This is a genomic window from Vibrio sp. ER1A (genome assembly GCF_000733315.1).
GTDB classification, from domain to species: domain Bacteria; phylum Pseudomonadota; class Gammaproteobacteria; order Enterobacterales; family Vibrionaceae; genus Vibrio; species Vibrio mediterranei.
The window spans coordinates 119,621-139,848 of record NZ_JPJA01000087.1 but is presented as its reverse complement, the minus strand read 5'-3'; the positions used below and the strand labels follow the sequence as shown (position 1 = coordinate 139,848).

Annotated in this window: 15 protein-coding genes; 11 read left to right on the top strand and 4 right to left on the bottom strand. The window is 45.5% G+C overall.

The features are described 5' to 3' along the window. Positions 1-53 precede the first annotated feature (53 nt). The 3 genes from HW45_RS15310 to dnaJ all read left to right on the top strand — a co-directional run bounded on the left by HW45_RS15310 (position 54) and on the right by dnaJ (position 4,967). Positions 54-1,328, top strand: coding sequence for a dicarboxylate/amino acid:cation symporter (locus HW45_RS15310; protein WP_038227932.1), 1,275 nt, complete (start codon positions 54-56; stop codon positions 1,326-1,328). Between the two features lie 280 nt (positions 1,329-1,608). Continuing rightward, positions 1,609-3,522 (top strand): molecular chaperone DnaK, encoded by a 1,914-nt coding sequence (gene dnaK / locus HW45_RS15305; RefSeq protein WP_006072514.1) that lies wholly within the window; start codon positions 1,609-1,611, stop codon positions 3,520-3,522. Between the two features lie 305 nt (positions 3,523-3,827). After that, on the top strand, positions 3,828-4,967 hold the full coding sequence (gene dnaJ, locus HW45_RS15300) for a molecular chaperone DnaJ (protein WP_038227929.1): 1,140 nt from the start codon (positions 3,828-3,830) through the stop codon (positions 4,965-4,967). A 46-nt stretch (positions 4,968-5,013) separates the two neighbouring features. Here dnaJ and HW45_RS15295 read toward each other — a convergent pair whose 3' ends face one another. Next, the gene (locus tag HW45_RS15295; protein ID WP_051868155.1) at positions 5,014-5,436 is read right to left on the bottom strand and encodes a type IV pilin protein; all 423 of its coding nucleotides are present in this window, start codon (positions 5,434-5,436) and stop codon (positions 5,014-5,016) included. A 99-nt stretch (positions 5,437-5,535) separates the two neighbouring features. Here HW45_RS15295 and HW45_RS15290 point away from each other — a divergent pair, with 99 nt between their 5' ends. From HW45_RS15290 to HW45_RS15270, 5 genes are all read left to right on the top strand, one after another. Then, entirely contained in the window at positions 5,536-6,072 is a 537-nt protein-coding gene (locus HW45_RS15290) for a GspH/FimT family pseudopilin (protein ID WP_443083041.1), read from the top strand. Next, a complete protein-coding gene (locus HW45_RS15285) occupies positions 6,069-6,698 on the top strand; it encodes a PilW family protein (RefSeq protein ID WP_038227924.1) in 630 nt (209 codons plus the stop codon). Before HW45_RS15290 ends, HW45_RS15285 begins: the two co-directional genes overlap by 4 nt. Then, positions 6,695-7,948 carry a hypothetical protein gene (locus HW45_RS15280; RefSeq protein ID WP_038227921.1) on the top strand — a complete coding sequence of 418 codons (1,254 nt, stop codon included), beginning with the start codon at positions 6,695-6,697 and terminating at the stop codon, positions 7,946-7,948. The genes HW45_RS15285 and HW45_RS15280 overlap by 4 nt, the downstream gene beginning before the upstream one ends. Beyond that, the gene (locus HW45_RS15275) at positions 7,938-8,351 is read left to right on the top strand and encodes a type IV pilus modification PilV family protein (RefSeq protein ID WP_006072506.1); all 414 of its coding nucleotides are present in this window, start codon (positions 7,938-7,940) and stop codon (positions 8,349-8,351) included. The genes HW45_RS15280 and HW45_RS15275 overlap by 11 nt, the downstream gene beginning before the upstream one ends. Before the next feature lie 355 nt (positions 8,352-8,706). Then, positions 8,707-10,266 (top strand): AbgT family transporter, encoded by a 1,560-nt coding sequence (locus tag HW45_RS15270; RefSeq protein WP_006072502.1) that lies wholly within the window; start codon positions 8,707-8,709, stop codon positions 10,264-10,266. Positions 10,267-10,340: 74 nt separating this feature from the next. Here the strand turns inward: HW45_RS15270 and fghA are convergent, their stop codons facing one another. Both fghA and HW45_RS15260 read right to left on the bottom strand, forming a co-directional pair. Then, the gene (fghA, locus tag HW45_RS15265; RefSeq protein ID WP_038228008.1) at positions 10,341-11,186 is read right to left on the bottom strand and encodes an S-formylglutathione hydrolase; all 846 of its coding nucleotides are present in this window, start codon (positions 11,184-11,186) and stop codon (positions 10,341-10,343) included. A 53-nt stretch (positions 11,187-11,239) separates the two neighbouring features. Continuing rightward, a complete protein-coding gene (locus HW45_RS15260; RefSeq protein WP_006072498.1) occupies positions 11,240-12,364 on the bottom strand; it encodes an S-(hydroxymethyl)glutathione dehydrogenase/class III alcohol dehydrogenase in 1,125 nt (374 codons plus the stop codon). 172 nt (positions 12,365-12,536) lie between these two features. Here HW45_RS15260 and HW45_RS15255 point away from each other — a divergent pair, with 172 nt between their 5' ends. Together HW45_RS15255 and tadA are read left to right on the top strand one after the other, a co-directional pair. Then, positions 12,537-13,421 carry a LysR family transcriptional regulator gene (locus tag HW45_RS15255; RefSeq protein ID WP_006072497.1) on the top strand — a complete coding sequence of 295 codons (885 nt, stop codon included), beginning with the start codon at positions 12,537-12,539 and terminating at the stop codon, positions 13,419-13,421. Continuing rightward, positions 13,414-13,950 (top strand): tRNA adenosine(34) deaminase TadA, encoded by a 537-nt coding sequence (gene tadA / locus HW45_RS15250; protein ID WP_038227919.1) that lies wholly within the window; start codon positions 13,414-13,416, stop codon positions 13,948-13,950. The genes HW45_RS15255 and tadA overlap by 8 nt, the downstream gene beginning before the upstream one ends. 495 nt (positions 13,951-14,445) lie before the next feature. Here the strand turns inward: tadA and mltF are convergent, their stop codons facing one another. Next, on the bottom strand, positions 14,446-16,020 hold the full coding sequence (mltF, locus tag HW45_RS15245; RefSeq protein WP_081875837.1) for a membrane-bound lytic murein transglycosylase MltF: 1,575 nt from the start codon (positions 16,018-16,020) through the stop codon (positions 14,446-14,448). 296 nt (positions 16,021-16,316) lie between these two features. Here mltF and purL point away from each other — a divergent pair, with 296 nt between their 5' ends. Beyond that, entirely contained in the window at positions 16,317-20,216 is a 3,900-nt protein-coding gene (gene purL, locus HW45_RS15240) for a phosphoribosylformylglycinamidine synthase (RefSeq protein ID WP_038227918.1), read from the top strand. The last annotated feature ends 12 nt before the right edge of the window (positions 20,217-20,228 follow it).

Below are 20,228 nucleotides of genomic sequence, written 5' to 3'. Positions count from 1 at the left end.
AGTAAATAACTATAAAAACACAGGGACTAAACACAACATTCTGGAGTTTATGAATGAATAAATCACTATCCCAAAAGATCTTTATAGGTCTATTTGCTGGCCTGCTAATTGGTACAGCGATTCAATACTTATTCGCAGGTGTCAGCATTTTTGACCAATACCTACTTGGTTTTGCTGAAGGTGTGGGCGGCATGTTCGTCTCGCTTATCAAACTGCTTGTTGTTCCACTCGTATACGTTTCTATTGTCTGCGGTATCGTAGAACTTAAAGACATCAACTCTTTTGGCCGTCTAGGCGGTAAAACTTTTGCGCTTTATATTCTTAATACTGTAGTCGCTATCACTTTTGCGTTAACAATCGGTATGATCGTTCAGCCGGGGGCGGGTGCAAACCTTGGTGGTACAGTAGCTCAAGCCGTTGAGATTACGTCAACCACAACCCCAGATATCTTCTCAATGATCACTAATATCGTTCCAAGCAATCCAATTCAGGCGTTTGCAAATGGCGATATGCTGCAAATCATCTTCATGGCAATTTTGACAGGTCTTGCCATTCAAGCATTGGATAAGAAGGGCGGTCCTGCTGTGAATGCGTTCAAAGTAGCGAACGACATCATGATGAAGCTCATTGGTCTAGTCATGAGTCTTGCTCCTTATGGTGTGTTTGCTCTTATGATTCAACTAGGTGCAACTCTAGATGCTGGTACGCTAGCTTCAGTGGCAGGTTATGTGGCACTGGTTGTTGGTATCCTTGTGCTTTGGATTTTTGTTGTGTATCCATTAATGGTGGGCGCAACAACCAAGATGACTCCTTCACAGTTTATTCGTGCGACTCGTGAGCAGGTACTGTTCTCACTATCAACAGCAAGTTCGAACGCTACGATTCCAGTAACGATGCGTACTTTGACTGACAAAATTGGTGTGTCTAAATCGGTTGCTGGTTTTGGTGTTCCACTAGGTGCAACGATGAACATGGCAGGGGCGTCTATTTATATTGCTATCGCAACTATTTTTATCGCTAATGCGTTTGGCCAGCCAATTCAAATGAGCGACCTATTTACACTAGGTTTCACAGTTCTACTACTTTCTATTGGTGCTGGTGGTGTTCCTGGTGGCGGCGTTGTCATGATCGGCGTTATCCTGCACCAACTAGGTTTGCCGCCAGAAGGTTTAGCTATTGTTGCCGCAGTTGACCGTATTAATGATATGTTCTGTACAAGTTCTAACGTTGTTGGTGATACTGCAGTCAATACGATTGTAGCGGGCAGCGAAAATGAGCTTGATGTTGAGCAAGGTTCAGAAGCTCAACTTACTGAAAGCCGTGCCTAATCACCTTATTTAACGATTTGCAAAGCGGAGCCTCAAAGGTTCCGCTTTTTTTATGGATATCCATGCTTTCAAAGAGTTAGTTGTCCCTTTTATAGACAGTTTCTAATTTCTTCGGTAAAAAACTTAATTTTTTTTACCTTCCTCCCTTGAAAAGCATTTTGCAGCCCTTATTTAAGGTTCATACATAAAACAAACCTATTGCGAGCGGGTGTATTGCCGGCTCAATGCTCCATACTGGAGCTTGCAAACGAAACAATAGAATTTATTCGGAGATAGCCTGATGGGTAAAATCATTGGTATTGACTTAGGTACTACTAACTCTTGTGTTGCTGTTCTAGATGGCGACAAACCACGCGTAATCGAAAATGCTGAAGGTGAGCGCACAACCGCATCGGTTATCGCTTACACAGACGGCGAAACGCTAGTAGGTCAACCTGCGAAACGTCAAGCAGTTACAAACCCAGAGAACACGCTATTTGCAATTAAGCGTCTTATCGGTCGTCGTTTTGAAGACGAAGAAGTTCAGCGCGATATCGAAATCATGCCTTACAAAATCGTTAAGGCTGACAACGGTGATGCATGGGTAGAAGCGAAAGGCCAACAAATGGCTGCTCCTCAAGTATCTGCTGAAGTACTTAAGAAGATGAAGAAAACTGCTGAAGACTTCCTAGGTGAGGAAGTAACTGGTGCAGTTATCACAGTTCCTGCTTACTTTAACGATGCACAGCGTCAAGCAACTAAAGATGCTGGTCGTATCGCAGGTCTAGAAGTTAAACGTATCATCAACGAACCAACAGCAGCAGCACTTGCTTACGGTCTAGACAAGAAAGGCGGTGACCGCACTATCGCAGTTTACGACCTTGGTGGTGGTACATTCGATATCTCTATCATCGAGATTGACGAAGTTGAAGGCGAGAAGACATTTGAAGTTCTAGCAACTAACGGTGACACGCACCTTGGTGGTGAAGACTTCGATAACCGCATGATCAACTACCTAGTTGAAGAGTTCAAGAAAGAGCAAGGCATCGATCTTAAGAACGACCCTCTAGCAATGCAGCGTGTTAAAGAAGCAGCAGAAAAAGCGAAAATCGAGCTTTCTTCTACTTCTCAAACTGACGTAAACCTACCTTACGTTACTGCAGATGCAACTGGTCCTAAGCACATGAACGTAAAAGTGACTCGTGCGAAACTAGAATCTCTAGTTGAAGACCTAGTACAACGTTCTCTTGAGCCACTAAAAGTTGCTCTAGCTGATGCAGACCTATCAGTAAGCGACATCAACGACGTAATCCTAGTTGGTGGTCAAACTCGTATGCCTATGGTTCAAGCGAAAGTGGCTGAGTTCTTCGGTAAAGAAGCTCGCCGTGACGTGAACCCAGATGAAGCAGTAGCAATGGGTGCTGCAGTTCAAGGTGGTGTACTAGCTGGTGATGTGAAAGACGTACTTCTACTAGACGTTACTCCTCTGTCTCTAGGTATCGAGACTATGGGCGGCGTAATGACTAAGCTAGTTGAGAAGAACACAACTATCCCAACGAAAGCGAACCAAGTTTTCTCTACAGCAGAAGACAACCAGAACGCGGTAACTATCCACGTTCTTCAAGGTGAGCGTAAGCAAGCGATGTACAACAAGTCTCTAGGTCAATTCAACCTAGAAGGCATTCAAGCTGCACCTCGTGGTATGCCTCAAATCGAAGTAACTTTCGACCTAGATGCGGACGGTATCCTACACGTATCTGCGAAAGACAAGTCGACTGGTAAAGAGCAGAAGATCACTATCCAAGCGTCTGGTGGTCTGAGCGATGAAGACATCGAGAAAATGGTTCAAGAAGCAGAAGCTAACAAAGAAGCGGACAAGAAGTTCGAAGAGCTAGCAGCTGCACGTAACCAAGCAGACCAAATGATTCACGGTACTCGTAAGCAAGTAGAAGAAGCTGGTGAAGCGCTACCTGCAGAAGAGAAAGAGAAGATCGAAGCAGCAATCACTGAGCTAGAAGAAGCTCGTAAAGGTGAAGACAAAGAAGCGATTGACGCGAAAGTTCAAGCGCTAATGGCAGCGGCTCAGAAGCTAATGGAAATCGCACAACAGCAAGCTCAAGCACAAGGTGCGGGCGCTGAAGCTGGTGAACAGCCTAAGCAAGACGACGATGTTGTTGATGCTGAGTTCGAAGAAGTAAAAGACGAGAAAAAATAATTTCTCGTCGCTATAAAGCCCAATCTCGGCGTCGGAAATGCTCATTTGCACTTTCTCTATGAAGACTAAGCAAATTGCGCGTTTCCTCCTTGAGCTTGAACTTTATAGCTTAGAGAATTCAGTGAACTGGATTCTCGAAAAGTGATTTATGCGGGCGTTTGGGGTAACCTTTACGCCCGCAAATTTGTAAACAGTGAGTTTACGAGAGTCATGTCGCTCTAGATAAGGACACCAATCTTTATCTAGAACGATACAATCCCCAAACAGCGTCGGGCTGTTTGTCGAAGTAATTGGTAACAAGCAATATGTCAAAACGTGATTTTTACGAAGTATTAGGCGTTGATCGTGACGCATCAGAGCGCGACATCAAGAAGGCGTACAAGCGTCTTGCGATGAAGTATCACCCAGATAGAAACCAGGGTGATGAAACCGCTGCTGAGAAATTTAAAGAAGTAAAAGAAGCGTACGAAATTCTTACCGAGCCGCAAAAGAAAGCGGCTTACGATCAGTATGGTCATGCAGCCTTTGAACAGGGTGGTATGGGCGGTGGCGGCTTTGGTGGCGCTGGTGCTGATTTTGGTGATATCTTCGGTGATGTATTCGGTGATATCTTTGGCGGCGGTCGCCGTGGTGGTGGTAGCCGTGCACAACGTGGTGCTGATCTACGTTACAACATGGAACTGTCACTGGAAGAAGCGGTTCGTGGTATCTCTAAGGAGATTGAAGTTCCAACGCTCGTTGAGTGTGAGACTTGTGATGGTAGCGGCGCGAAGAAAGGCTCTTCGCCACAAACTTGTGGCACCTGTCATGGACACGGTCAAGTTCAAATGCGTCAAGGCTTCTTTGCGGTTCAGCAAACCTGTCCGACCTGTCATGGCCAAGGTAAGATCATCAAAGACCCTTGTAATAGCTGTCATGGCCAAGGTCGTATTCAGAAGACTAAGACACTTAATGTTAAGATTCCAGCTGGCGTAGATACCGGCGATCGCATTCGTCTATCTGGCGAAGGTGAAGCGGGAGAGCATGGCGCCCCAGCAGGTGATTTGTACGTTCAAGTGCACGTGAAAGAGCATCACATCTTTGAACGTGAAGGCAACAACCTATACTGTGAAGTACCTGTGAGCTTTGCTCAAGCGGCATTAGGCGGCGAAGTGGAAGTTCCTACCCTTGATGGTCGTGTAAGCCTTAAAGTACCAGAAGAAACCCAAACAGGACGCATGTTCCGTATGCGCGGTAAAGGCGTGAAAGGTGTTCGTGGCGGCGGTGTGGGTGACCTTATCGTGAAGCTTGTAGTTGAAACACCAGTTAAGCTAAGTTCCCGTCAAAAAGAGCTACTACGTGAATTTGAAGAGTCATGCGGTGGTGATGCTGCTAATAAGCATAAGCCTAAATCAGAAGGTTTCTTCAATGGCGTTAAAAAGTTCTTTGATGATCTAACAAGTTAAGATTATTCAAACTATTGCTAAAGCTCGCGATCAGTCGCGAGCTTTTTTATTGCCCCCAACACGCTGCAGGGGTGGTCACACCTAAGGCGTTTAATGTCATCGACTTATCATCATCCAGACAGCTATCTTTCGTTTGTTGTTGTGATGATTGAGCCGTTGCCTTAATGATGTAGGTAACGGTGCTGCCAGCAGTTATTTCAAACCGATATCGCGTCGTTTGTGAGTCACAGATCGAACAAGTGCCGGCAGAAACGATTTGTTCGAAATGATAGCCGTTATCATAGCCGCGCTCTAGTTCGTGTTGAATAGCGAGCATATCACTCAGCGCTACCATACGATGACTCTTCCTAACTTGTTGCAGGTAACTTGGGTAAGCAATACCTGTGATCACTGCAAGTATGGCTAAAGTAATAGCAACCTCGACCAAGGTTAAACCACATTGAAGCCTGTTACTTTTATTGCATTTCATTTTTCTCCCTAGCCCTAAATAACTCATTTCATTTACTTTAATAGTTTTCGTGGCTGCTAAATTTAACGCAAGTCTTAGTCGTCATTTGTAGGTGGTTTCATTCTTTTTTGGGAAAGATCTCGCGGCTTCTCACTCTTTGAGTTGGTTATTGCGATAGCGGTTCTTGGTGCTCTGCTTTCTGCTGTAGCTCCTACCTTTCAAGACGCTTCTAGGAAACTCAAAGCAACGCGAGCCGCTAATGAGCTATATGCTCTGTTAATGCAAACAAAGGCCGAGTCGATTGCACAGAATACGCCGCTATGGGTTCATTTTTCGGGGCTCTCAGAGCATCCAGAAACTGAGCACTGGAGTGTTGAAGTTACTAATCGTGTTGATATTAATGATCCCGATGCCAGGTTGTTGCGGCAAATAAAAGGCGAGGTGTTTAAAGGCATTGGGTTGTCACTCAATCATTCTAACCATCGGATTAAGTTTGATAATTTGACGGGAATGGCCCTGTCTAATGGCACTATCAAATTACAACCCTACAGTGATGAGGAGTCTTATATCAATATTCGGACTCACAGTGTTTCTGGTCGAGTGATTGTATGTGATGTTGGCGAGATCCAGTTTGGCTTTGGAGCCTGTCCTAAATGAGAAGTGCCCCTAATCTCGTACGTGGAGTCATGTTGATAGAGCTTGTCATTGCAATGGCTCTGAGTACGTTAGTGCTATCGGCACTTGTTACCTTCTATATGTCTATCCAACGTCATGTTATCGAGCGCTCGCAGTTACTTATTCTTCAGCAAGCGCTGTCAACAACAGCACGGCGAGTTCAAAATGACCTTATACGCTCTGGTGCAAATGGCATTAATAATGCGACGCTGAATCCTCAAGGTTCAACACAGACTGTATACATATCCAACAATGGCATGTCGGTTCAATATGCTTATTGGGACGACAGAGACCCTAGTGTGACCAAACCAATTGAAAATGTAGTGTGGCAATTTGATGCTGATAACCAAAAACTGAAGATTTGCCGTTCAGTTTCAAGTTTGGCATCGGGTGCAAGAGACATTAGTTTTTCCTTCGTCTCAGGATGTACGTCCGTATTCGAACCAAACTTGGTGGCGATTTCACGCTTTGAGCTAATAAGCGATGAAGTGGGCTCTTCGAGTAGCACCAATCAGTACCTTAAATTGGAGATGGAAGGACACTTAAGAGCAAAACCTTCTGTCACCGCATCCATTTATCGAGACTTCATGGTGAGGAATGGTCAATGAGAGTCGGACATCAGTTAGGAGCGATCACTTTAATGATGACTTCAATATTGCTGAGTTTGGCTTTGATGTTGTTTATTGGTATGTATAAGACGACATTTTACGAGATCAAGCGTGCACAAAACGAAATTACCTCTCGAAAGTCTTTCTGGCTCGCTGAAGGTGGTGTGGAATGCGCGATCGCTCAGTATTTCCCTTCGCAGAAAATCCCTGCAAGCATTCAGGTTTGCGATGACACATTATCAGTGACAACAAAATTGTGGTCAGACAGCATAACTGGTGATGTAGTGGCTTCAGCGACATCAGGAAACCAGACTATCAGCCGGCGTTTTGCTTTAGCAACTTCCAAATTAAAGTCAGGAGCAATACAAACTTCTGCGAGTATTAAAATCCAATCGTCCTTGGTGATCAATACGCCAGATCCTGGTATGGAAGTGGATGAAGGCTGGGAATGTGCGGCATTTCGCTTCAAAGGTCACCTTTCAGTAAAAGGTTCATTAATTAATCGCGGATTGAGTGATGGTCCAGTGCCTAGTGAAGAGTTTATGAGTCATAAGAAGTGTTTGCAGGAGCACTTAACTACTGTCGTTGGTGATTGCAGCTCTTCTTCAGATCCCAAATGTTTTGCTAACGATTTTGTTCAAGACGACCTGCTTAGCGTATTTGAAGATTTTTTTGGTGTTCCTCGTCATCAACATGATGCGGTGAGAACTAACGGCATGTTTAGAGAGATAAACCTAGAAACTCAAACGGCAGAAGGCCTTTGGGAACGGAAAAACTGTGGAGAAGAGATACTCCAGCAGCTCCGACAGAATAACTTACATCTTTGGATAAATGGCTCATGTGTCATATCGGATGATTACTTAGCAGATATTAAAGTGCTATCGGAAGCGAGTGACGGCATTACGTTACTAGTTCATGAAGGTATATTTGCGATGCAAGGCGCAGCAAGCATTAAAGGTGTTTTGTTTCATTTCAATCAAGACTTTGAACCTTCAATTGAGCAATGGCAACAGTTAGGAATAAGCGACAGTATTACGACACACTTTCCTGAAGATCAATCACTTGCGGCTTATTACCAAGACGGCAGTTTTATGATTACTGGAGGCGCATTTTTTGATTACTCCAATGTAGAACATCTTGCATTATTCCGAGATTCCTTAAGCTTTCAATACAATCATGATGTCATCACTCATTCTAGTTCTTCATCCTCCAGTTACCTATGGAAGAAAGGGGCGTGGCGTGATTTTTAAACAGAGTGGCATCAGCATCATTGAAGTGTTAGTCGCATTGTGCCTTTTTGGAATTAGTGCGTTAGGTCTGGCGAAAATGCAAGTCGACATGGAGCAGCGCTCAGATTTTGCTTATCGAAGTACTCAAGCGCTAGCATTAGCGGAATCAAAGCTAGAGTGGTTTCGAACTCGCGGGGCTGACTCCTCAGTTTCCAATCGAGTTGTTGCAGATTATATGACGGATATTGTTGACGGACAGGATCACTCACATCCAGTGTTTGATGTTAAGTGGACTGTCTCGAAAGTAGCTCTGAATGGAAGCATCAAGACGGTTGAGGTTGAAGTATTTTGGGTTGATCGATTGGGAGTGAAACGCAATGTTGCTCTGGTTACTCAGATTTCCCGCTTTAGTGAGTTTGACTAATTCTCTTGCCTCTATCGTGTCATTTTTCCATTAAGTAAATGAACTGAGAGTCATAGCCAAGGTTTGTGTTATTGTCGCAAGCATTAGGCGCTTAGATGATGGTGAAAATATAAGCTATGTTTATATAATCGGGTCTTTTGCGTGCTAGTTAGATAATTGTTTTGCATTTGTGCATTAACATGTTGGTTAAATGTTATGTTAGTCGGTGTTTTTTGCAAAATAAGTCTACAAATATGGAAAAAGTTCCAAATTATCTACTCTTTTCATCTTTTTTAAATAAAATGGTCACGCAAATATAATCTTCTCGCCTCGCGCGATGAGACCAACAAATAACAACATCACACACGGAGTTACCATGAGTAACCAATCGATTAATCAAGCGCCAGCTCCAAAGCCGAGTGGAATGGATCGCTTTTTAAACTTTATTGAGAAAGCAGGTAACAAGATCCCAGATCCTGCTATCCTTTTCTTCTGGGCACTGGTTATTGTTTGGGTTGCGTCAGCACTTTTATCTAACGTCAGTTTTGATCTGATTAACCCACGTACAGGTACTGCACTAGAAGTTAATAACCTACTTACTGGTGAAGCACTGGCTAGCTTTTTAGCTAATATGGTGACAACCTTCACTGGCTTTGCGCCGTTAGGTATCGTTCTTGTTGCGATGCTAGGTGTTGGTGTTGCAGACTCTTCAGGCTTTATTACTACAGGCCTTAAGAAGATGCTTAACTTCACACCAGCTAAGTTACTAACACCAATGCTAATTCTTGTTGCTATTGTATCGCACACAGCAGCAGATGCAGGTTATGTACTGGTTATTCCTCTAGGAGGTATCATCTTCCACGCAGCCGGCCGTCACCCATTAGCGGGTATTGCAGCAGCATTTGCTGGTGTATCTGGTGGTTTCTCTGCGAACTTTATCCCTTCTGGTATCGACCCACTACTTGCTGGTTTCACGCAGACATCTGCTCAAGTTCTTGATCCTGAGTACATCGTTAACCCTCTAGCAAACATTTTCTTCACTGGTCTATCTTCAGTGATTATTGTTGCTATCGGTTGGTACGTTACAGAGAAAATCATCGAACCGCGTCTTGCGAATACACCTGTAGATGAAGATGCAGAAGAAGCACCTGACCTAGGTACATTTACTGAGACAGAATCTAAAGCGTTCCGCGCTGCTGGTTGGTCAATGGTTGCTGGTATCGCGCTATTAATCGCAGCGATCATTCCTGAGACATCGGCACTGCGTTCACCTGAAGGTGAGATCACTGCGTTCTCTGCGCCATTAATGAAGTCGATTGTTCCTCTAATCTTCATTCTATTTATCATCCCTGGTTACGTATATGGACGTGTTTCTGGCACATTCAAGAACAGCAATGATGTAATCAAAGCGATGTCTGACACAATGGCGACAATGGGTGCGTACATCGTAATGTCATTCTTCTGTGCACAGTTCCTAGCTGCGTTTGGTCAATCAAACATTGGTACTATGCTAGCGCTTTATGGTGCAGAAGGTCTGAAAGCGATGAACCTTCCTGGTGAAGCGACGATTGTTGGTATGATTCTGCTAACAGCGTGTGTAAACCTGCTTGTTGGTTCTGCATCTGCGAAATGGGCACTGATTGGTCCTATCCTTGTTCCAATGCTAATGGCAGTAGGTATCTCTCCTGAGCTATCTCAAGCGGCATACCGTGTAGGTGATTCTGTTTCTAACATCATTTCACCACTAATGGTATTCTTCCCTCTAGTTGTGGTTTACTGCCAACGCTACGTTAAGTCGACGGGTATCGGTACGCTTGCGTCACTAATGATGCCGTTCTCTATTGCAATGCTAATTGGTTGGACAATCTTCTTGCTAGCTTACTGGGCACTAGGTATCCCTCTAGGTATCCAAGCGCCATACACTTATACAATGTAAGTTGGTAGACAGTTAGAACAAAGCCCACCCTTTCTATAAAGGGCGGGCTTTTTAGTTTAAGTAATAGCTAAAACTTAGTCTTTCAAGAATCCAGCATGAAAGCGTAAGTGATCTTCAATAAAACTCTGAATGAAGAAATAGCTGTGGTCATAACCAGGCTGCATACGAAGCTTTATATCACTACCAGAAATTTCTGCCGCAGCTAACAACAGCTCTGGCTTTAGCTGCTCTTGTAGGAATCCGTCGTCTTCCCCTTGGTCTACTAAAATTGGCAGCGTTGCCATCTTAGCTTTAAGCAACTCAGCACTGTCATACTGTTTCCAGTCATCCGTATTGTTACCAAGGTACTGACTCAGTGCTTTTTGGCCCCAAGGGCAGTTCATTGGATTACTGATTGGGCTAAATGCCGAAATAGAGCGATATCTATCACTGTTCTTTAATCCAATCGTTAGCGCGCCATGTCCGCCCATGCTGTGTCCAGAAATGGATCGAACCTGCGTGACAGGGAAGTGCTGTTCGATAAGTGATGGCAACTCATCGACGACATAGTTGTACATTTGATAGTGTTGATTCCAAGGTGCTTGTGTGGCATTTACATAGAACCCAGCGCCTAGACCGAAGTCGTATGCACCCTCGGCATCATCAGGTACATCTTCACCGCGAGGGCTAGTATCAGGTGCGACGATGGCAATACCGAGTTTTGCCGCCATGCGGAAAGCGCCTGCTTTTTGCATGAAGTTTTCGTCGGTGCAGGTTAAACCTGAAAGCCAGTAGAGGACGGGGACTGGATTATCAGCGCTCGCTTCTGGTGGTAAATAGATGGCAAATCTCATCTGGCAGCTCAATGCCGAAGATTGGTGATGGTACTGTTTGTGCCACCCACCAAATACTTTGGCTTGGCTTACATTTTCTATGGTCATTCTATCAATCCAATTTAAAAGCAAGGGCTCTAGTACACTAGAGCCCTGAATCATTAATAGTGAATAACGGTACGAATACTTTCGCCTTTGTGCATTAATTCGAATGCTTCGTTAATGTCTTCCAGTGGCATGGTATGAGTGATGAACTCTTGTAACCCGAACTCACCTGCCATATAACGGTTAACGATTTCTGGTAGTTCACTACGGCCTTTAACACCACCGAAAGCACTACCACGCCATACGCGACCAGTCACGAGTTGGAACGGACGAGTTGAGATCTCTTGACCTGCACCCGCTACGCCGATGATAACGGATTCACCCCAACCTTTGTGGCAGCACTCAAGTGCTTGACGCATCACGTTTACGTTACCGATACATTCGAAAGAGTAATCAACACCACCATCTGTCATCTCAATAATCACTTCTTGAATTGGCTTATCGAATTTTTGTGGATTGATCACGTCAGTCGCGCCAAGTTGCTGAGCAAGCTCGAACTTGCTTTCATTGATGTCAACACCAATGATTTTGCTAGCGCCAGCCATACGAGCACCAATGATAGCTGATAGCCCGATACCCCCAAGACCGAAGATAGCAACAGTGTCGCCTTTCTCCACTTTCGCTGTGTTCAGTACCGCACCCATACCGGTAGTAACACCACAACCAAGTAAACATACTTCCTCTAGAGGCGCTTCTTTGTTTACTTTAGCCAGAGAAATTTCTGGTAGTACGGTGTATTCAGAGAAAGTTGAACAACCCATGTAGTGGTAAATCGGTTGACCGTCTTTGTAGAAACGAGTCGTACCATCTGGCATCAGACCTTTACCTTGAGTCTCACGAACTGCTTGGCAAAGGTTAGTTTTACCTGATTTACAGAACTTACATTCGCCACATTCTGCTGTGTAAAGTGGAATAACATGGTCGCCAACTTCAACACTTGTTACACCTTCACCAACCATTTCTACAATGCCGCCACCTTCGTGGCCAAGAATGCTTGGGAAAATACCTTCTGGATCATCGCCAGATAGAGTGAATGCATCGGTGTGACATACGCCGGTAGCAACGATTTTTACGAGTACTTCACCAGCTTTTGGAAGCATTACATCCACTTCTTCCATTTTAAGTGGTTGGTTAGGGCCCCAAGCAACAGCAGCACGTGATTTGATAAATTGTTCAGTCATGGTTATTCCTTATTATTACAAGGTCACAAAATTAACTAACGGCTAACTTGAGTAAGACTAGTTCACTTCACGCCGTTTGCATCAGATGGGGCTAGTATATTTATTTCTTAAATAATGATAATTAGCATAAATTGAAATACACTATTACATGAAAGTAATAGTGAGGGTTAAAATGGCAAATTGGGAAGGGATCAATGAGTTTGTAGCAGTGGTAGAAACGCAGAGTTTTACTGGTGCAGCAGACAGGTTGGCAACATCAGTAGCCAATATTAGTCGCAGAGTGAATGCGTTGGAGGAAAAGCTCGGCGTAAAGCTATTTGTTAGAACTACTCGCAAGGTTTCAGTAACGGAAGTGGGGGCGACTTACTATCAACACTGTAAACCTCTTGTTGATGGACTAGCGTTGGCAGAATTAGCGATTACTCAGTTGCAATCGACGCCTAAGGGTAAAATAAAGATGACGGCGCCAGTCACCTTTGGTGAACAAGTTCTTGCTCCGTTGATGCACGAGTTTCTGTTGATACACCCACAAATTGAATTGGACTTGATTCTTTCTAACCAGAAAATGAACTTGGTAGAAGAAGGGTTTGACCTAGCCGTTCGTCTTGGTCGACTAGAAGACTCTTCTATGATGGCCAGAAAACTACTCGACCGACATATGTTTGTGTGTGCAAGTCCAACCTACCTTGAAAACCATGGTGAGCCTCACACACTGTCGGAATTGAAAAGGCATAGCTGTTTACGAGGTTCAACAAAGTACTGGCGTTTCGATGAAAAAGGGTCTGAGCGTCTTATTCACGTTGAAGGTCGAGTTCAATGCAACAGTGGTTATGCGCTCGTTGATGCGGCTTTAAAAGGATTAGGCATAGTGCAACTTCCTGATTACTATGTGCAGCCGTATTTGGAAGCTGGGGAGCTGGTGGAAGTGCTGACTCCATATCGAGGTGATCGTGAGGGTATTTGGGCATTGTATCCACAGAACCGAATGCTCACTTCGAAAGTTCGAACGTTAATTGATTACTTATCAGAAGCATTAAGCCGAGAAAAACATGACTGATGAACAAATGACCTTTGAGTTTAATGATGAAGACCGTCATTTTATGCAACGCGCGATGGAGTTGGCGAATCATGCTGAATCTGAAGGTGAAGTGCCTGTTGGAGCGGTATTAGTCAGAGGTGGGGAGATTATCGCTGAAGGATGGAATCAATCTATCGGTAATCACGACGCGACGGCGCATGCTGAGATGCAAGTGATTCGTAAAGCAGGCCAGAGCCTAGAAAACTATCGACTGCTGGATACGACATTGTATGTAACGCTAGAGCCATGTCCAATGTGCGCTGGAGCTCTGCTGCATAGTCGTGTAAAGCGGATTGTATTCGGTGCACCTGATTTAAAAGCTGGCGCAGCAGGGACGGTATTAAACTTGTTTGAGAGCCAAGCATCGTATCACTACGCCGATGTTGAATCTGGGTTATTAGAAGCGGAATGTCGTCATCAATTGCAGGCATTTTTCAAACGCAGACGCAAAGAAATAAAACAAAAGAAGCAAGAGAAGCGTGATGAACAGATGAAGGGTGAAGAGTAATTTTTAGCAAACATCTGCTGGGCAGATGTTTGCTGTCTGTGCTTTATGGAGTAAGTAACTGCATAAAAGCTCGGTGACGCCAAATAACTTTCTTTTTATTATTGGCCATTTTTCTTTTGCGGCGGTTTGCTGCCACCGTCTTATTAAGGTGTTTAGATTGCATTCTTTTCCTTGCAAGCATAAAACTACCTCCTATCACGAAAGATAAACCTCTCCGATCTGTATCTAGACACAATCATTGCGTAATAGATTTCCTTATCAATGGATCGATGCCGGAGTACGAAACACAATCCACCGCCCAACCTTGTCGTAGGGTGATTTCGATTATGCTGAGTATTTGCAGAGGGCACGACAGTACCTTGCGATAGAAGAGATTATCTCGCCAAGCGAAGCGTTGGCGAATGATCAATCTCAAAGTTTAATGTAAGGGCTTGAGAATAAGATTTCAAGTATGCGATATACGATCACATTCGCATACTTGAAGATTCCAGATAGTTAACGTCCTGAGTGTCCAGTTTTCTGTGCTGACGTAGAGTCTGAGGCTGAGCTAACCGCCCCTTGCTCTGACGCGACAGCGCCGGATACTGGAGGCAGGGCTGGGATGACGATTAAGTCTTCAGTACTGATTTCTTTATCAGCCTCAACGGCTATCTGTTTGTCGATATGACCAATAATGCTTTGATAGTAGCGGCGAATATTCTCGACATAATTTCTTGCCTCATCACCGCGAGCATAGCCGTAACGTGTCTGGCTGTAATATTTCTTTTGACGTAATAACGGTAAACGATCTTTCACATCCGCCCAAGCATCAGGATCACCACCTTGTCGTTTTGTCAGGCGTCTTGCGTCCATCATATGACCGAAGCCGACGTTATAAGAGGCGAGGGCAAACCAGATTTTCTCATGTTCCGCGATAGAATCTGGAACACGATCAACAATTCGTCTTAAGTACTCCACACCGCCACGAACAGACTGTTCTGGATCCAAGCGGTTGGTCACACCAACACTTTTCGCCGTCGGTAATGTAAGCATCATCATACCACGAACACCTGTTGGCGATTTAGCCACAGGATTCCAGTGAGACTCTTGATAGGCAAGAGCCGCGATTAAGCGCCAATCAAATTCGTTCGAATATTTCTTGAAGAGAGGCGACCACTTAGGCAATTTGCCATCTAAAGCACGGATAAACGCGCGAGTATCGACATAGTCGAAGACACCAATGTGTCCGATATATTTCTCTTCTAAATTCGCCAGTTCACCTGTCTGTTTCAAGCGGCCAAAGAATTCGATCAATAACGCGTACAAACTCTCGTCTTCTGACTTTCGCATATACCAAGAGATCGGTTGATCTTCGGTCATTTCAAACGCCAATGCGAGATCAGGATAAATCCGTTGAGAAAGTGACAGTTCCACAGAGTCTGCCATGGTGAACTTAAGTTGGCCTTCAGAAACCTGCTTTAATAGGTCATTGACGTCAGCATTAGCATCAATGTAGTAGCGGAAGTCAGGGTTTTGGTTAGCGACATTCGCCAGCGTTTGCTCAAAGTGAGAGTCTTTTACTATCGCAAAGACCTCTTCACCATCGGCTTTATCGATTAACTCTTGCTGGTTGTTTAATAATTGCTCTAAGTTTCTTGGTCGCCATTGACCTTTCTTATAAACCACCTGTTGGCTCACGTAGTAGTAGGCAGGACCTGCACGGAAGTGGTTGATGCGCTCTGGAGATTGGCTTAGTCCAGCGGCGATAATATCGATTTCACCTTTTTGCAAAGCTGGAAATAGACTTGCTTGGCGGTAAGCGGGTTTCATTTCCAACCGCACCCCCAGTTCGTCGGCAAGCTGTCTTGCAAGCTCGTAGTCCAAGCCAGTTGGACCATCAGGGCCAATGTAATAAGAGAGTTGATTATTGAGTGTACCGACACGAAGGACACCGCGCTCTTTAATGTTCTCTAGTTCACTTTTGGGATCAGAGTCGATTTGGCAGCCTGCCATTCCAAGCGTTAACAGACAAACGGATAGTAATTTGAGCCAGCGTAAATTTAACCAATAAACAGCAGATGGATTTTGCATTAATTCATTTATCTCACAACGATAGTGCTGCCTTTATACCAAAGCTAGCGAGCTTGGCAAAGCAAGAAGGCATAAACACCCGAGAGTGGTCACTTTATCACCATGACGATATCGTTTGCTGCAAATCGAAAAAAAATGACGAAAACGTTTGCGTTAGCGGTTACGTCACAAAAAAAAATCCTCTATAATAGCGCCGCATTAGAGCAGGATAAATTGTTATAAGTTCAGAAATACAAGCTAACTATTTGAATTTATACTAATTTCACCTCAATCAACTGCATAAGAGACCTAAGCACATGAGAATTTTGCGTGGTTCCCCAGCTCTTTCTGAGTTTCGTGTTAACAAGCTACTAGAGCTTTGTCGTGAACTAAACCTACCAGTAACAGGTATTTACGCTGAGTTTGCCCACTTTGCCGACCTAACGGCAGACCTGGATGCGTCTGAAGTTGAAAAATTAGAGAAGTTGCTGACTTACGGTCCAACTATCGAAGAGCACGAGCCAACAGGCACACTGCTTCTAGTGACACCTCGCCCTGGCACAATCTCGCCATGGTCTTCTAAATCTACGGATATCGCCAATAACTGTGGCCTAGACAAAGTGACTCGTCTAGAGCGCGGTACGGCATACTATGTAGAGACATCAAGCGAATTGACTGAGCTTCAACTTGTTGAGCTTAAAGCGGTGATCCACGACCGTATGATGGAAGTGGTTTTCTCTGACTTCGAATCAGCGGCAGCACTGTTCCAAGTAGCAGAGCCAGCACCGGTAGCTGATGTTGATCTACTAACAGGTGGCCGCAAAGCACTAGAAGAAGCGAACGTGACGCTAGGTCTTGCACTTGCAGAAGATGAAATTGATTACCTACTTGAAAGCTTTGTGACTAAGCTAGAGCGCAACCCAACAGACATCGAGCTGATGATGTTTGCGCAGGCGAACTCTGAGCACTGTCGTCATAAGATCTTCAACGCAGATTGGACTATCGACGGCGTGAAGCAAGACAAGTCGCTGTTCAAGATGATCAAAAACACATTTGAAACGACACCAGACCACGTTCTATCTGCTTACAAAGATAATGCAGCAGTAATGGAAGGCTCTGAAGTGGGTCGTTTCTTCCCAGATCCAAAAACACGTCAGTACGGTTACAACCACGAGAAAGCACACATCTTGATGAAGGTGGAAACACACAACCACCCAACAGCGATTTCTCCGTGGCCAGGTGCCTCTACAGGTAGCGGCGGTGAAATCCGTGACGAAGGCGCAACAGGTATTGGCGGTAAGCCAAAAGCAGGTCTTGTAGGCTTTACGACTTCTAACCTTCGCATTCCTGGCTTCGAACAGCCTTGGGAAACGGATTTTGGTAAGCCAGGTCGTATCGTTAACGCATTGGATATCATGCTAGAAGGTCCACTAGGTGGCGCGGCGTTTAACAACGAATTTGGACGTCCAAACCTACTGGGTTACTTCCGTACTTACGAAGAAAAAGTCACATCACATGCAGGTGAAGAGGTGCGTGGTTACCACAAGCCAATCATGATTGCTGGTGGTATGGGTAACATCCGTGACGAGCACGTTCAGAAGAAAGAGATCCCAGTAGGTGCAAGCCTAATCGTACTTGGTGGTCCTGCAATGAACATCGGTCTTGGTGGTGGTGCAGCGTCTTCTATGGCGTCTGGCCAGTCTGCTGAAGACCTAGACTTTGCCTCTGTTCAACGTGAAAACCCAGAGATGGAACGTCGCTGTCAAGAAGTGATCGACCGCTGCTGGCAGCTAGGTGAAGACAACCCAATCGCATTTATCCACGATGTGGGTGCGGGCGGTATCTCAAACGCACTTCCTGAGCTTGTTGATGATGGTGAGCGCGGCGGTATCTTCCAGCTTCGTGACGTACCAAACGATGAGCCAGGCATGAGCCCACTTGAGATCTGGTGTAACGAATCTCAAGAGCGCTATGTAATGGCGGTAGCGCCAGAGAACATGGAAGCATTCGATGCTATCTGTAAGCGTGAGCGCGCACCATACGCGGTAGTGGGTGTGGCAACTGAAGAGCGTGAACTGAAACTTGAAGATTCACACTTCGACAACACGCCAATCGACATGCCGATGGACATCCTTTTAGGCAAAACGCCGAAGATGCACCGTGATGCGAAAACACTGAAAGTAGACAGCCCTGCGATCTCTCGCGAAGGCATTGAAATGAACGATGCGGTTGATCGCGTTCTTCGTCTACCAACGGTTGCAGAGAAAACATTCCTAATCACCATCGGTGACCGCACGGTTACAGGTCTTGTTGCTCGTGATCAGATGGTTGGTCCTTGGCAGGTGCCGGTAGCAAACTGCGCAGTAACAGCAGCAAGCTACGACACTTACCACGGTGAAGCAATGTCTATGGGTGAGCGCACTCCAGTTGCTCTACTAGACTTTGGCGCTTCTGCTCGTCTAGCGGTAGGTGAGTCTCTGACTAACATTGCAGCGACAGACATCGGCGATATCAAGCGTATCAAGCTGTCAGCTAACTGGATGTCTCCAGCGGGTCACCCAGGTGAAGACGCAGGTCTTTACGAAGCGGTGAAAGCGGTAGGTGAAGAGCTATGTCCAGCACTGGGTCTAACGATTCCAGTAGGTAAAGACTCAATGTCGATGAAGACTAAGTGGAATGAGAATGGTGAAGACAAAGAAGTCACGTCTCCACTTTCACTAGTTATCACTGCATTTGGTCGTGTAGAAGATGTTCGTAAGACGGTCACGCCGCAGCTTCGCACTGACAAAGGTGAGTCGTCACTGGTTCTTGTTGATCTTGGTAACGGTAGAAACCGTCTAGGTGCAACGGCATTGGCACAGGTTTACAAGCAGCTTGGTGATAAGCCAGCAGACGTTGACAACGCAGAGCAGCTAAAAGGCTTCTTCGATGCGATGCAAACCCTTGTTCGTGATGACAAGCTAGTGGCTTACCACGATAAAGGCGATGGCGGTCTATTCGTAACGCTTGCTGAGATGGCATTTGCGGGTCACTGTGGTGTGAAAGCACACATTGCAAGCCTAGGCGAAGATGCACTAGCGGCGCTATTTAACGAAGAGCTAGGTGCGGTTGTTCAGGTTAAGAATGACGACCTTGAAGCGGTGAAAGCCGTACTAGCGGCTAACGGCCTAGAAGCATGCTCTCACGTAATCGGTAGCGTTGAAGCGTCTGACGACTTCATTATTACTTCTGGTGATGCGGTTGTTATCGAGCGCTCTCGTACTGAGCTACGTACTATCTGGGCTGAAACTACGCACAAGATGCAGTCTCTACGTGACAACTCTGCGTGTGCAGACCAAGAACACGAAGCGAAGAAAGACAACTCTGACCCAGGTCTAAACGTGAAACTGAGCTTCGACGTTAAAGAAGACGTTGCAGCGCCATACATCGCAACAGGCGCTAAGCCTAAGATGGCAATTCTTCGTGAGCAGGGTGTTAACTCTCACGTTGAAATGGCAGCAGCGTTTGACCGCGCTGGCTTTGAAGCAACAGACATCCACATGAGCGACATCCTGACGGGTCAAGCAGTTCTAGAAGAGTACCAAGGTCTAGTGGCTTGTGGTGGCTTCTCTTACGGTGATGTTCTAGGTGCGGGTGAAGGTTGGGCGAAGTCTATTCTGTTCAACGACCAAGCGCGTGACCAGTTCCAGAACTTCTTCCACCGTGAAGACACCTTCTCACTAGGTGTGTGTAACGGTTGTCAGATGCTATCGAACCTAAAAGAGCTGATTCCAGGTGCAGACCTATGGCCACGCTTCGTTCGTAACGAATCTGAGCGCTTTGAAGCTCGCTTTAGCCTAGTAGAAGTTCAGAAGTCTGACTCTATCTTCTTCGATGGCATGGAAGGTTCTCGTATGCCAATCGCAGTTTCTCACGGCGAAGGCCGCGTAGAAGTTCGCGACACTGACCACCTAAATGCGATTGAAGCATCAGGTACGGTAGCGGTGCGTTACGTTGATAACCACGGTAACCCAACGCAGCAGTATCCAAACAACCCGAACGGTTCACCAAACGCAATCACAGGTCTAACGACTCGTGACGGTCGTGTGACTATCATGATGCCGCACCCAGAGCGTGTATTCCGTACGGTTGCTAACTCTTGGGCGCCTGAATCTTGGGGTGAAGACAGTGCTTGGATGCGCATGTTCCGCAACGCTCGCGTGAACGTAGGTAAGTAATCGAACCGAGGC

Coding starts and splice junctions, on each gene's coding strand:
- HW45_RS15295 (WP_051868155.1), bottom strand. CDS start 5,436: ATGAAATGCAATAAAAGTAACAGGCTTCAATGTGGTTTAACCTTGGTC.
- tadA (WP_038227919.1), top strand. CDS start 13,414: ATGACTGATGAACAAATGACCTTTGAGTTTAATGATGAAGACCGTCAT.
- HW45_RS15260 (WP_006072498.1), bottom strand. CDS start 12,364: ATGACTGAACAATTTATCAAATCACGTGCTGCTGTTGCTTGGGGCCCT.
- fghA (WP_038228008.1), bottom strand. CDS start 11,186: ATGACCATAGAAAATGTAAGCCAAGCCAAAGTATTTGGTGGGTGGCAC.
- HW45_RS15280 (WP_038227921.1), top strand. CDS start 6,695: ATGAGAGTCGGACATCAGTTAGGAGCGATCACTTTAATGATGACTTCA.
- dnaK (WP_006072514.1), top strand. CDS start 1,609: ATGGGTAAAATCATTGGTATTGACTTAGGTACTACTAACTCTTGTGTT.
- HW45_RS15310 (WP_038227932.1), top strand. CDS start 54: ATGAATAAATCACTATCCCAAAAGATCTTTATAGGTCTATTTGCTGGC.
- purL (WP_038227918.1), top strand. CDS start 16,317: ATGAGAATTTTGCGTGGTTCCCCAGCTCTTTCTGAGTTTCGTGTTAAC.
- HW45_RS15255 (WP_006072497.1), top strand. CDS start 12,537: ATGGCAAATTGGGAAGGGATCAATGAGTTTGTAGCAGTGGTAGAAACG.
- HW45_RS15285 (WP_038227924.1), top strand. CDS start 6,069: ATGAGAAGTGCCCCTAATCTCGTACGTGGAGTCATGTTGATAGAGCTT.
- HW45_RS15270 (WP_006072502.1), top strand. CDS start 8,707: ATGAGTAACCAATCGATTAATCAAGCGCCAGCTCCAAAGCCGAGTGGA.
- dnaJ (WP_038227929.1), top strand. CDS start 3,828: ATGTCAAAACGTGATTTTTACGAAGTATTAGGCGTTGATCGTGACGCA.
- mltF (WP_081875837.1), bottom strand. CDS start 16,020: ATGCAAAATCCATCTGCTGTTTATTGGTTAAATTTACGCTGGCTCAAA.